Origin of the sequence: Spirosoma endophyticum (assembly GCF_900112365.1) — a bacterium.
GTDB lineage: Bacteria > Bacteroidota > Bacteroidia > Cytophagales > Spirosomataceae > Spirosoma > Spirosoma endophyticum.
The window spans coordinates 232,772-246,439 of record NZ_FOLQ01000005.1; the positions used below are offsets into that span (position 1 = coordinate 232,772).

Here is a 13,668-nt window from a genome sequence, read left to right on the forward strand (position 1 = left end):
ATTAACTAATGGCTTCACAGTACGATGTAATCGTTGTGGGTAGCGGGCCGGGCGGCTATGTAGCTGCTATCCGGGCGTCGCAATTGGGTCTGAAAACGGCCGTCATTGAGCGCGAAAGCCTCGGCGGCATTTGTCTGAACTGGGGTTGTATTCCAACCAAAGCCCTGCTGAAATCAGCGCAGGTTTTTGAATATATCAAGCACTCTGCCGACTATGGTATCACCGTTTCGGGCGAGTCGAAAGCCGATTTTCCGGGTGTTATCAAACGGAGCCGGGGCGTTGCCGATAGCATGAGCAAAGGCGTTCAATTTCTGATGAAAAAGAACAAAATTGATGTTATCAATGGTTTCGGCAAAGTGAAAGCAGGCAAAAAGGTCGAAGTGACCGCTGCCGATGGCAACGTCACGGAGTATGAAGCTAAGCACATCATCATTGCTACCGGCGGCCGTGCCCGCGCCTTGCCAAGTGTCCCCATTGATGGCACCAAAGTGATCGAGTACCGTAAGGCCATGTCGCTCGAAAAACGGCCCGATACGATGCTCGTTATTGGCTCTGGTGCCATTGGCGTCGAATTCGCTTACGTGTACTCAAGCATGGGTACGAAGGTGACTATCATCGAATTCCTGCCGAACGTAGTACCCGTTGAAGATGAGGACATCTCGAAAGAGCTGGCTAAACAATATAAAAAACTGGGTATTGACATCTATACCAAGTCTGAAGTAACGAAAGTAGATACCAGCGGCAGTGGCTGCAAAGTGTTCGTAAAGACACCCGATGGCGAAAAAACCTTCGATGTTGATATCGTCTTATCAGCCGCTGGTGTTGTCGCTAACATCGAGAATATCGGTCTGGAAGAGTTGGGCATCGCCGTTGATCGGGGTAAAATCGTAACGGATGATTACTACCGGACCAATGTTGAAGGCTACTACGCTATTGGCGACGTCACGAAAGGCCAGGCTCTGGCACACGTAGCATCGGCCGAAGCGATCATCTGTGTAGAGAAGATTGCCGGTGTGGCCCACGTCGAACCCCTGAATTATAACAACATTCCGGGCTGTACGTATTGCACACCCGAAATCGCGTCGGTTGGGTACACTGAAAAAGCAGCCCGTGAAGCTGGCTATGAGCTTAAAGTGGGCAAATTCCCATTCTCGGCATCGGGTAAAGCCAAAGCTGCCGGTACGCCGGAAGGCTTCGTTAAAGTTATTTTCGATGCTAAATACGGCGAGTTCTTAGGCGCTCACTTCATCGGAAACAACGTAACCGAAATGATCGCCGAAGTCGTGACAGCCCGCCGGCTGGAAACAACCGGTGAAGAAATTTTGAAAGCTGTTCATCCTCACCCAACCATGTCGGAAGCTATCAAAGATGCAACCGAAGCAGCTTACGGCGAAGCCATTCACCTGTAGTTTTCGCTCGATACACGAATAAATTAATGGCCGCCAGTCTGGAACGTAGCGTTTTGGGCTGGCGGTTATTTTTAGTCGGCCAGAATCGCTACTTCAAAATTTTCCAGTGCGTCAACCCAATTTTTGTAAAGAAATAGAGGAACGAGGTCCGAAGAACACCGAGGCCATAGATCGAACTGCGTTTGAAGTTGATGGACGATGCTTCGTCGAAATACTTGGTTGGGCAGGTAACTTCGCCAATTTCATAGCCCTTATAAAAAATCTGGGCGATCATTTCGTTGTCGAAAATGAAATCGTCGGAGTTGTGCGTGAAATCCAGACTACGTAGCACTTCGCCCGAAAATGCCCGATAACCCGTGTGATACTCAGACAGTTTCTGATTCATAAGTATGTTCTGCGTAAGCGTCAGAAACCGGTTAGCAATGTACTTATACATCGGCATACCGCCTTTCAAAGCGCCTTTCCCCAAAATCCGTGAGGCAAATACCACCGGATATAGCCCATTACCAATGATTGTGATAATGGCAGGTAGCAGCAACGGTGTGTATTGGTAGTCTGGGTGAAGCATGACCACAATATCACCCCCAAGTTCAAGGGCTTTGGCGTAGCAGGTTTTCTGATTACCACCGTAACCTTTATTTCTATCATGGCGAATCACATGCCGGATACCCAATTGGCGGGCTACCTCAACGGTGTTATCGGGGCTGGCGTCGTCTACAAGTATGACTTCGTCTACTAAATCGAACGGAATTTCACGATACGTACGCTCCAGCGTTAGTGCTGCCCGGTAGGCTGGCATCACTACAATCACTTTTTTGTTATTAAACATGGGGCAAAATTAAGAGGTCGATGCCACTATGCCAATAAAATTGACAACTGAAACCGATTCCTTCGCCATATTGGGCGTAGATTTGTTGTTTAACTTACCATATAATCCAATTTGAGGCTTAATTGCCTGTCCACTTATTAGTTATGTTATCCAGCGAAACTATATTTTTTCTTGCTTTTGCCGCTTTCGTTCTCATAATTATGACTATTGATCTTGGCGTTTTCTCCAAGCAAAAAAGTCACGTTGTTCATTTTAAAGAAGCCGCCATCTGGAGTGCGATTTGGGTTGCGTTATCGATTGCCTTTTATTTTTTTCTGCAACGATATGGCTATCTCATTCATGGTATCAATACGTTTGCCCGACTCAAGGAGGTGCGGGATCTTTACGCCGACCACGTTGAGCTCATTCCGGGCAATTTTGCCACCAGTTTAGATCGCTTCGAGGCCAATATGGCCCTTGAGTATATTACCGGTTACTTAGTTGAGTACTCACTATCTGCCGACAATATTTTTGTCTTCATCCTGATTTTCAGCTCCTTTGGTGTCCAGGAACGGTATTATAAAAAGATTCTGGTGTACGGAATTCTGGGCGCTATCATCCTACGATTTATCTTCATTTTTCTGGGATCGGCTTTAATTCAGCGGTTTGAATGGATCATGTATTTATTCGGGGCCTTTCTTGTCTACACAGGAATTCAGTTGTTTTTTCAGAAGGAAGATGACGAAAAGATCGAACCGGCCAAGCATCCTGTCATTCGGTTTGCCAGCAAATACCTGAATGTTTATCACCGCAACGTAACCGATAATTTTTTCATCCGTCGGAAATCGGACCGCAAACTGTTTGTAACGCCTTTATTTCTGATTGTCATCGTTGTAGCCTTCACGGATCTGGTTTTTGCCGTTGACTCCATTCCGGCCATTTTCTCGATTACAAAAGATCCCTACATCGTCTTTTTCTCGAACGTTTTCGCCATCATGGGCTTACGTTCCATGTTCTTCTTCCTGTCGAGCATCATGAGCCAGTTCCGTTTCCTGAAAGTAGGCCTAGCGGTATTGCTGACGTTTATTGGGGCAAAAATGCTGGCAGAACATTGGTTGCAGAACATCGGTTTTAAACCCGTTTACTCACTCTACATTATTGTTGGTATTCTGAGCGTAAGCGTTCTGGCCTCATGGTTGATTCCTGAGAAGAAAGAATAGCGTTGCCGGCAGCAGGATTTAGACAACTAAAATGAATTATTAGGTTGAGACGTTGATTCGTTAGTAAAATCCTGCCGGGTTGCCGGTGCAATTCAGATCATTGTGAAAATCCCGCTTCAGACTGTTCTTAAAACCTTTCGTCGACGATTAACCAACCTCAGTAGCCTCAACCGCTCCTTGTTGCTGACGAGCCTGCCCGCCGGACAGTTCCTGGATCTTCATGAAGCGGATTTTCTGCTTAACAAGCCTTCATTTACCGTAATTGCTGATTTAGTTGCCCGGAAACCATCGGTTGCTTTATGCGAAGTCCTTGATCCCCGACAGGAACGTAGCAACGAAGTCAGTCGTAAACTTCGGAAGATTGACCGTACGGCCCGCTTCATTGAGGAGGAGCGCGGAACGGAAGATTTGTATGTTGGCTGGCCGTTTGTAAAAGGAAAATTTCTGGACGATACGGTTGTTCACGGGCCACTGCTTTTTTTCCCCGTTAAGATTGAGCAACAGGGAAAATTCTGGAAACTGGTACGTAGGGGCGATGAGCTGGCCTTTCTGAATCCAACGCTGGCGCTGGCTTATGGACAGTTCAATCAGGTCAGGCTACCCGACGATCTTGTCGAGAAAACGATGGATGATCTCGATCGAGATCCCGTCGTTTTTCGCACACAACTCTACGAATGGCTTAAAAGCAGCCCACTCGAAATCAACTTTAATCAGGATTTGTTTGTCGATAAACTCCAGTTTTTCAACAAACAAACAGCCAAAGACCTGGGGCAACTCGAACGTACTGGCGAGCTAAAACTTTATCCTGAAGCCATATTGGGCATTTTTCCGCAAGCGGGATCATTTCTGGTACCGGATTATGATGCGCTTTTGGCGAGGAGCGAGGTGCCAGGTGCAGGGAGAGAAGAGCAAGAAGTGGAAGGTGAGGAGAAGGAAGAAATAGCACCAGTTAATTTGCCGACTATTTTCCCCATGCCCCATGCTCCACACTCCTTGCCCCCCACTCAACTTCCTGAAAAAAACATTCACACGCCCTTGCCGATGGACGCATCACAAGAACTGGCGTTGCGAGCGGTGAAAGCAGGTCAATCGCTGGTTGTGCAGGGGCCTCCCGGTACAGGTAAATCTCAACTCATTGCTAACCTGATGGCCGACGCAGCCGCATCGGGTAAGCGGGTATTGCTCGTTTGCCAGAAACGGGCGGCACTCGACGTTGTGCAGGAGCGACTTGAACAGGTCGGCATGGGTTCTTTTTTAGCTTTAATTCATGATTTTCAGGATGACCGACGTGCATTGTATGCTCAGATCGCCAGCCAGATAGACCAGGTAGATGCTTTTCGACAACAGAACAATAGCTTAAACGCAGTGTTGCTCGAACGCGACTTCGAGATTGAAAGTAAACGTATTGACGAGACAGTTACGGCTTTGAAATCGTTTAAAGATGCGCTATTCGACACGAGTGAATGTAGTCTTTCAGCCAAAGAATTGTATTTGATTAGTGAGCCGGACAAACCGACGATTCCACTCGAAGATATTTATACACAGTTCCCATTGAATAATGTGGATAACTTCGTCCGGCGTCTTGGCGATTACGTAGCGTATCAGCAACGTTTGGGGTCAGATCATCCTTGGGCTGAGCGAGTCAATTTTGCACTATTCTTGAATGCTGACCTGACGAAAGCCGATCAGGTAATTAATGAGTTGACCCAGCTACGTAATGATACAAATGGCCAAACGGCGACTTTTTTGAGCCAGCCGCTTGCACTGGCTGAACTAGCTGAATGGCAAGCGCGCGATTGGGAATTAACGGCTTTATTAAATCTCCTTACAGGTGATGATGCCGTTACGTTATGGGAAATTGTTAAGACGTTTCGTAACAACCCCAGCCATCCAGCTTTCACAACGGAGGAGACTCAACTGGAGAAAATAGCTCAGACATGGGATAATGCACTGGAAACTCCTGGCCCAGAGCTATCGCTACAACCTATTGAATTGCCACCTTTTCGCGAACTATTGGCCGATGCACTCGCTGCCCGACCTTCCTGGATGACCTGGAATTGGTGGCAGTTAACGAAATCAGGCAAAACTCAATTGCAGAACGTTGCATCAGCTAACGGATTGGCTCTATCAGAGAATGATTTGCGGACGTTAACAGCGAAAGTAGCCAAGCGTGTTCAATTAGAAACTGTTCAGCAACATAGTACTACGTTGCTTACCGGTTTATCGCTTCCTAACTCACCTGACAGCATTCGACTTGTGCAACGCGCCCAGCATATTACCGAACGTTTGAACGCACTTCAACTGCTACATCGACTGCCAGAATCTTGCTGGCAAACGTCAAAAAAATTTATGGATGTTGTAACGAATTTACTACGTGTTGCAGCAACAGTTGAAAAACAACGAATAGAAGCCCAAGTCTACCTCACAACGGACCAAATTCATCAACTCTGGGAGGACGATGTTTATGCGGATAACCTACGCCGTATACTAAGCAGTGATTTCGATCTGTTAGTTGAAGCGGATAGATTACAGCAAGGCTTTTCTGAGACTGAACGAACCGTTATAAACCGATTAAGTGATCATGAACCATTACATTGGGAGGAAATGTTTCAGGAAAGTGTTTACCGTGCCTGGATTGGCCACATTGAAGCCAAATACCCTGAACTTCGCAGTGTTTCGTCGCTGAAAATGGGCCAATGGGAACAGACATTGCAGGAGAGTGTACGGCGAAAGCAAATACTAAGCCGTGATATTCTGCTGGTTAAATTGCGTGAGCAGACGTATCGAAATTTAATGCTTAACAGACTGAGCAACGTAGTGACATATCGTGATCTGCTGCATCAGACCAGTAAGAAACGAAACGTGTGGCCAGTTCGTAAACTGATGGAATCGTTTGCTGATGAAGTGTTCAAATTGGTACCATGTTGGCTGGCCTCACCCGAATCGGTATCGGCGATGTTTCCATTACGTGAAGGTCTGTTCGATCTGGTTATTTTCGATGAAGCATCGCAATGCTTTGCGGAGAATGGTGTTCCAGCGATGGTGCGGGGTAAACAAGTGGTTATTACCGGCGATAACCAGCAACTTCGGCCCAGTGATCTTTACCGAATCCGCATTGATGAGAATGAGCTGGCCGAAGAAACCCCGGCCGCTCTGGAAGTAGAATCACTCCTTGAATTAGCTGCTCAGGAATTACCACAAGTATCGCTAAATGAACATTATCGAAGTCGATCGCTGGATTTAATTACGTTCTCAAACGAACATTTTTATCAAAATAAATTATCCCTTCTTCCACACTTCGATGTCGTTAATCGGCACGAGCCAGCGATTCGTTATGTGAACGTGAAGGGAATTTGGCAACAAAATACCAATCTGGCTGAAGCCGACGCCATACTGCAACTTCTCGACCAATTGACTACTGAGCTGCCCGGACGTTCTGTGGGCATCGTTACGTTCAACTATCCGCAACAGCAATTGATTCAGGATATGCTGGAAGATCGTTTCCTAGCAGAAGCAGCTTCTGATGGAAATAAACAGGAAATCCCAGCTGGTTTGTTTGTCAAAAATATTGAAAACGTACAAGGTGACGAGCGTGACGTTATTATTTTCTCCGTTGGCTATGCACCTGACGAACGCGGAAAATTATCCATGCAATTTGGGAGTCTTAATGCGCGTGGTGGCGGAAACCGCCTGAACGTAGCTGTCACGCGAGCAAGGGAACGGGTATATGTAGTTACGAGCCTCTGGCCCGATCAGCTCACCATTGCCGATACAGCTAATGAAGGTCCGAGGCTGCTAAAAGCCTATTTAGCCTACGCCCTTAACGTAGCGCAGCAACAGTTTCGACCGACTCTGCAAACTCAACAGATATTTCCATCCGGCACTTTATTGAAGGATAAATTAGCCGCCCAGCATCCTGATTGGCAGCCCGAACTTCCTTTCGCCGATTTGACAGTTAAAACCGATGATACGTATCAATCCCTTGTACTAACCGACGATGATACTTATTATCAACAGACGCTCAAACAAACTCACGCTTATCTACCGATAGCGTTACAAGCTCGAAAATGGCCGTTTCAGCGTGTTTGGAGTAGGGAATATTGGCGGGATAAAAGTAAAAAAGCCTGAGTTTCCCCAGGCTTTCAATTATTCTTTCATCATTCCTACAAACTGATCGAACAAATAGCGCGAGTCGTGCGGTCCTGGCGAGGACTCGGGGTGGTACTGCACCGAGAATGCTGGTTTGTCCTTCCGACGAATACCTTCAATCGTATTATCATTGAGGTTGATATGCGTCAGCTCAACATTAGGATGGTCCATCACTTCGTCAGCTTTCACGGCAAAACCATGATTCTGGGAGGTTACTTCGCAGTAGCCTGTAATCAGGTTTTTAACAGGATGGTTCAGCCCACGGTGGCCATTGTGCATTTTATAGGTTGAAATGCCACTAGCCAACGACAGAATCTGGTGTCCCAGACAAATACCGAATAACGGCGTTTCTGTCTCTAATGCCTGCTTAACAGTTTCAACTGCGTAGGGCATCGCTGCCGGGTCACCAGGGCCGTTAGCAATGAAAAATCCATCCGGTTTCCATGCCGCTATCTCCTTATACGGTGTTTTAGCCGGAAAAACTTTACAGAACACATCTCGTTCGTGAAAATTCGTCAGGATACTACGTTTAACACCAAGATCCAGTACGGCTACGCGCAAACTGGATTCAGGATTACCCGATTCGTAAGCTTCAGGTGTGCACACTTCGGAAGATAGCTCAAGGCCATCCATATCGGGGATTTTCTGTAGTTCAGCCAGTAATACAGCCGGGTCCAGAATTTCTGACGATATAATACAGTTCATCACACCTTTTGAACGGATATAGCGTACCAACTGCCGCGTATCCACGCCATGAATCCCAACAATACCAGCCCGTTCAAAATAATCCTGTAATGAACCATCAGCCGTATACCGGGAGTGAATATTTGAGAAGAAATTACATACCATTCCCCGGATTTTCACCCCACCTGATTCTTGCTCGGCGTTATTAAGCACACCGTAATTACCAATGTGTGAGGTGGTATTGATAACTATCTGGCCATAATAGGAAGGATCAGTGTAAATCTCCTGATACCCGGTCATACCCGTATTAAAGCAAATTTCGCCCCCAGCTGTTCCTATTTTACCGAGAGCTAGTCCTCGATAAACGGTTCCATCCTGCAAAACTAGTAGCGCTTCAGGTTGCTGCGTGTGTTTCATGTATGCGTTTTGGCTAATAAGACTAAAAAAAAGGGCTAACCATTGCGGTTAACCCATTTCTATATGACGTGTTAGTTAAGCACTTCGTTATTGTTCTTCTTTACCACCTTTCAAACGATCCTGCAATTCTTTCAGTTCGTCCAATTTGCCGTCACGTGCCAGCGCAGCCTGTTCATTCCAGCTAGTCGCGTCGTGTACGTTAAAACTTGATCCTGCTTCAGATAATACCTGTTGGACAGTCTCATCTTGCGCGTCAGCCAACTGTGTAAAGGTAGTGATACCACCATTGTTCAACAACTCAGCAATTTTAGGGCCTATCCCTTCGATCAGCGTCAAATCATCACCAGCAGCTGGTGCAGCAGCAACAGATGCTTCATCGACAGGAGCTTCGGTAGACGTAGCAACTGGAGCAGATGTTGCATCTGCTGATTTCGTACCACTTCCCCGACGGCTCCGACGCGTTTTGGTCGTTGTCGCTGCTTTTTCAGCAACAGCCGAAAGAAGCAATTCGTTGAAGTCAACGAGTTCGATCAAGCAGGTTTCTGCGTTATCACCCAGGCGATTTCCCAGTTTAATGATGCGTGTATACCCACCCGGACGGCTAGCGATTTTGTCGGCTACCGTTCCGAACAGTTCCTTCATCGTCTCTTTATCATTCAACGATTGAAATACAACGCGACGATTCTGATAGGTGTCATCTTTAGCCCGCGTCAGGATAGGCTCCACGAATTTGCGGAGCTCTTTCGCCTTCGCAAGTGTCGTCTCAATGCGCTTATGCAGGATGAGCGACGAAGCCATGTTCTGTAACATCGCTTCGCGGTGCGAATGTGTCCGGCTTAAGTGATTATCTTTTTTACCGTGTCTCATTTTCTTATTTAGTCGTCAGTCGATAGTCGTTAGTCGATAATGATTAGCTGGCATACCTGCTAATGACTAACGACTGACGACTAACTACTATTAATCTTCGTCTAGTCTGTACTTAGCGACGTCCATACCGAACGTCAGGTTCTTTTCAGCAACTAATTGCTCAAGCTCTGTCAACGACTTCTTACCGAAGTTGCGGAACTTCATCATGTCCGAAATCTCAAGCCGGACGAGGTCACCCAGCGTCCGTACATCTGCTGATTTTAGGCAGTTGTAAGCCCGAACCGAGAGGTCAAGATCTGCAAGCGACGTTTTCAAAAGTTTCCGCATGTGCAGAACTTCTTCATCAACTACGTTTTCTTCTTCCGGTTTAGCCGTTTCAAACGTCATTGTCTGATCCGAGAACAGCATGAAGTGTTGAATCAGGATATAAGCTGCACCTTTCAATGCTTCTTCCGGGTGGATCGAACCATCCGTTTCAATATCCAGCAACAGCCGCTCGTAATCCGTTTTTTGCTCAACCCGCGTATTTTCAACACTATACTTCACGTTTTTAATCGGCGTGTAGATAGCATCAATCGGAATATGACCAAACGGTAACTCATTTGCCCGTGGTTCATCGGCAGGCACATAGCCACGACCTTTTTCCACGAAGATTTCCATCTCTAAATCACGTGTATCGTCGATGTGGCAAATTTCCAATTCTGGATTCAACACTTCGAACGAAGGCGAAAATTTAGATATATCACCAGCCTTTAAGACTGACTGTTTTTTAATATTGACGGTGATTTTGTTGTCGACCATGTCATTGATCTTCTTAAATCGAACCATTTTAAGGTTCAGAATGATCTCTGTCACGTCTTCAACAACGCCCTCGATTGAAGAAAATTCGTGCAACACACCGGGAAATTTTACGCTCGTGATGGCGTAACCTTCCAGCGATGACAACAGTATGCGCCGTAACGCGTTACCGATTGTTACACCATATCCTTTTTCAAGGGGTTTGAATTCAAACACCCCGTGAAAGTCGTCAGCTTTCTCCACTACGACTTTGTCGGGCATTTGGAACGCTAAAATTGACATACGTTTCGTATTTTACAGCAGTTCTCTGCCTTGGCGTGAAGACTGAAATTTATCTGGTTTTCAGTTTCTTCGATTTTGGTATTCTTCTGGACTCAATGACCAGCCTTCAACCGAAAACCAATCAACCATGAACCGTAACCTATTTATAGAAAAGCCAGCAGAACCCATATGAGTTCTGCCAGTACTGTTACTTCGAATACAATTCGACGATGGCTTGCTCGTTGAAGTTTTCGGGGATTTGATCGCGCTCAGGGTAGCTAATAAACTTACCCGTTAATTGCTGACCATCCCACTCAACCCAGTTGTACCGTTTGGTATTCCGGGCTGAAAGACTTGTCGAGACAGCTTCCAGTGATTTCGATTTCTCACGAACGCCAATCAACTGACCAGGCTTGAGAGAATATGAAGGGATGTTAACAACTTCGCCATCAACAATAATGTGTTTGTGCGAAACCAACTGACGGGCGGCCCGACGAGAAGATGCGATGCCTAAACGATAAACAGTGTTATCAAGCCGAGCTTCACATAGTTTTAACAAGTTCTCACCTGTAATACCTTCCCGAACCTGAGCCCGGTGGAACAGTGCCCGGAACTGACGCTCCAGAATACCGTAAGTATATTTTACTTTCTGCTTTTCCAGCAACTGGAGCGCATATTCGGACTGTTTCCGTTTGCGACCCCGACCGTGCATACCCGGTCCGTAATTTTTCTTCTGTAGCGCTTTGCTCGGTCCCATGATGGGTTCGCCGAACTTGCGCGAAATTTTGGCTTTAGGCCCAGTGTAACGTGCCATTCTTCAATGAATGAATAATTGTGAAACATTGGACAGACACAACCAAATGTCGCCTGCCCCTATTCATGCCATCCGTAAGTTATACGCGACGACGCTTTGGCGGCCGACACCCATTGTGCGGCAGCGGGGTAATATCACGGATCGTTGTTACTTCGATACCTGAGTTCTGAATGGTACGGATTGCCGACTCACGACCTGATCCCGGACCTTTCACAAACACTTCTGCTTTGCGCATACCCAGATCATGGGCAACGGCAGCACAGTTAGAAGCGGCAGTCTGCGCAGCATAGGGAGTATTTTTCTTTGAGCCACGGAAGCCCATTTTACCCGCCGATGCCCAAGAGATAACCTGGCCGTTCATATTGGTAATCGAAATGATGATGTTGTTGAACGTAGCCCGGATATGTACCTGACCAACGGGTTCAACGACTACCACCCGCTTTTTCGCTTTGTCTTTGCGTTTTGCTTGAGCCATTGTTTTTAGGTAATCGTCAATATGTCATCGATCATCATTACTTATCCCAAGAGACTCAGCTCAAAGAACCACAAATGCTCCGTATGACGATGAGCGACCGATTAATTATTTCGTTACTTTCTTCTTGTTAGCAACTGTCTTACGCTTGCCTTTACGAGTACGAGAGTTGTTCTTAGTGTGCTGGCCACGAACTGGAAGCCCTTTCCGGTGACGCAAGCCACGGTAGCAACCAATATCCATTAAGCGTTTAATGCTCAACTGAACTTCCGAACGCAACTGACCTTCAACTTTGTACTCATTTGAGATAGCGTTACGTACAGCACTCGCTTCATCGTCCGTCCATTCATTGGCTTTCTTGTCAACACTGATACCAGCATCGGTCAAGATTTTTTTAGCCCGGCTACGTCCAATGCCGTAGATGTATGTCAGCGCAATTTCACCACGCTTCTTATCTGGAATATCAACACCTGCAATACGTGCCATGCTTAGCCTTGTCTTTGTTTGTAACGGGGATTCTTTTTGTTGATCACGTACAGCTTCCCTTTCCGCCGGATCACTTTGCAATCTTCACTGCGTTTCTTGATTGACGCTTTAACTTTCATGGTAAAAGTTTCTGTTTACAGTTCTCAATTTCTACTTTATGTGCATTAGCTAATCTTTATTAGATAACTAGAAGCTATAAGCTGAAAATTGAAAACTTACTTGTATCGGTACACAATTCGCGCCTTACTTAAATCATAAGGCGACATTTCCAACTTTACGCGATCTCCTGGCAGGATCTTGATGTAATTCATCCGCATTTTGCCAGAGATGTGAGCAATTACCTCATGTTTGTTAGCCAACTCGACCCGGAACATTGCATTTGATAATGCCTCCAAAATCACACCGTCTTGTTCTATAGAATTCTGCTTTGCCATGTTCGCTTTAAACCGCCATAAGATCTTGTGTTTCGACCATCAGGCTTGTATTCGCGGTTACTGCTTCAATGTATTCAAAGGTTGTCAAAATCTCAGCTTTCCCTTTACGCACAGCTACTGTGTGTTCAAAGTGGGCCGATGGCTTACGATCAACAGTCCGAATTGTCCAACCGTCCCGTTCCTGTACGACACCTTTCTTGCCGAAATTAATCATTGGCTCAATTGCCAAAATCATGCCTTCCTGCAATTTCGGGCCTTGACCTCGTTTACCATAGTTTGGTACTTCAGGGGCTTCATGTAGGTTTTGGCCAACGCCATGCCCAACTAATTCGCGAACTACTGAATACCCAAACTTCTCTGTGTACGTCTGAATAGCATACCCAATATCGCCTACTCGATTCCCTTCAATGGCCTTTTCCAAGCCGATATAAAGTGATTCCTTAGTTCTGGATAAGAGTCGACGAACTGCCGGACTTACTTCCCCAATTGGATATGTATAAGCGCTATCACTGTGATAGCCGTTCAACTTAACGCCACAATCAATCGAGATGATGTCACCATCGCGGAGTTCATAGCGGCTAGGAAATCCATGCACTACTACGTCGTTGACCGAAATACAAAGTGAAGCCGGAAACTTGTTATAACCTAAGAATGATGGAGAGCCTCCGTTATCCTTAATAAACGTTTCTGCAACCCGGTCAAGTTCCTTTGTTGTTACACCAGGTCGAACAAGCTTAGCCACTTCGGCGTGAGCCTTTCCAAGTACCTGTGCACTAATCTTGATCAGAGCGATTTCTTCATCGCTTCTGATAAAAATCATTTTATCTTTTTTATCGGAACTAGACATCT

General features: G+C 46.2%; 13 protein-coding genes. 3 read left to right on the plus strand and 10 right to left on the minus strand.

The window, feature by feature from the left end; genetic code table 11:
• Nucleotides 1-8 precede the first annotated feature (8 nt).
• Complete coding sequence (gene lpdA / locus BM202_RS15730) at nt 9-1,409, plus strand: dihydrolipoyl dehydrogenase (RefSeq protein WP_093827716.1); 1,401 nt, start codon at nt 9-11, stop codon at nt 1,407-1,409.
• An 88-nt stretch (nt 1,410-1,497) separates the two neighbouring features.
• Here the strand turns inward: lpdA and BM202_RS15735 are convergent, their stop codons facing one another.
• Entirely contained in the window at nt 1,498-2,238 is a 741-nt protein-coding gene (locus BM202_RS15735) for a glycosyltransferase family 2 protein (protein ID WP_093827718.1), read from the minus strand.
• 143 nt (nt 2,239-2,381) lie between these two features.
• Here BM202_RS15735 and BM202_RS15740 point away from each other — a divergent pair, with 143 nt between their 5' ends.
• Together BM202_RS15740 and BM202_RS15745 are read left to right on the plus strand one after the other, a co-directional pair.
• The gene (locus tag BM202_RS15740; protein WP_093827720.1) at nt 2,382-3,437 is read left to right on the plus strand and encodes a TerC/Alx family metal homeostasis membrane protein; all 1,056 of its coding nucleotides are present in this window, start codon (nt 2,382-2,384) and stop codon (nt 3,435-3,437) included.
• Between the two features lie 102 nt (nt 3,438-3,539).
• Complete coding sequence (locus BM202_RS15745) at nt 3,540-7,565, plus strand: AAA domain-containing protein (RefSeq protein WP_245776673.1); 4,026 nt, start codon at nt 3,540-3,542, stop codon at nt 7,563-7,565.
• Nucleotides 7,566-7,583: 18 nt separating this feature from the next.
• Here BM202_RS15745 and carA read toward each other — a convergent pair whose 3' ends face one another.
• The 9 genes from carA to map all read right to left on the minus strand — a co-directional run bounded on the left by carA (nt 7,584) and on the right by map (nt 13,666).
• Nucleotides 7,584-8,687, minus strand: a complete 1,104-nt coding sequence (gene carA, locus BM202_RS15750; RefSeq protein ID WP_093827722.1) for a glutamine-hydrolyzing carbamoyl-phosphate synthase small subunit — start codon at nt 8,685-8,687, stop codon at nt 7,584-7,586.
• Nucleotides 8,688-8,774: 87 nt separating this feature from the next.
• Nucleotides 8,775-9,554: a 50S ribosomal protein L17 gene (gene rplQ / locus BM202_RS15755; protein WP_093827724.1), complete on the minus strand. Its 780-nt coding sequence runs from the start codon at nt 9,552-9,554 to the stop codon at nt 8,775-8,777.
• A gap of 90 nt (nt 9,555-9,644) precedes the next feature.
• Complete coding sequence (locus BM202_RS15760; RefSeq protein WP_046577854.1) at nt 9,645-10,634, minus strand: DNA-directed RNA polymerase subunit alpha; 990 nt, start codon at nt 10,632-10,634, stop codon at nt 9,645-9,647.
• A gap of 187 nt (nt 10,635-10,821) precedes the next feature.
• Nucleotides 10,822-11,427, minus strand: coding sequence for a 30S ribosomal protein S4 (gene rpsD, locus BM202_RS15765; protein ID WP_093827726.1), 606 nt, complete (start codon nt 11,425-11,427; stop codon nt 10,822-10,824).
• Nucleotides 11,428-11,506: 79 nt separating this feature from the next.
• A complete protein-coding gene (gene rpsK / locus BM202_RS15770; protein ID WP_093827728.1) occupies nt 11,507-11,902 on the minus strand; it encodes a 30S ribosomal protein S11 in 396 nt (131 codons plus the stop codon).
• A 105-nt stretch (nt 11,903-12,007) separates the two neighbouring features.
• The gene (gene rpsM / locus BM202_RS15775) at nt 12,008-12,385 is read right to left on the minus strand and encodes a 30S ribosomal protein S13 (RefSeq protein WP_093827730.1); all 378 of its coding nucleotides are present in this window, start codon (nt 12,383-12,385) and stop codon (nt 12,008-12,010) included.
• A 2-nt stretch (nt 12,386-12,387) separates the two neighbouring features.
• On the minus strand, nt 12,388-12,504 hold the full coding sequence (ykgO, locus tag BM202_RS15780) for a type B 50S ribosomal protein L36 (protein WP_018618719.1): 117 nt from the start codon (nt 12,502-12,504) through the stop codon (nt 12,388-12,390).
• 96 nt (nt 12,505-12,600) lie between these two features.
• Nucleotides 12,601-12,819 carry a translation initiation factor IF-1 gene (infA, locus tag BM202_RS15785; protein ID WP_009284801.1) on the minus strand — a complete coding sequence of 73 codons (219 nt, stop codon included), beginning with the start codon at nt 12,817-12,819 and terminating at the stop codon, nt 12,601-12,603.
• Between the two features lie 7 nt (nt 12,820-12,826).
• Entirely contained in the window at nt 12,827-13,666 is an 840-nt protein-coding gene (gene map / locus BM202_RS15790) for a type I methionyl aminopeptidase (protein WP_394333793.1), read from the minus strand.
• Between the last annotated feature and the right edge of the window lie 2 nt (nt 13,667-13,668).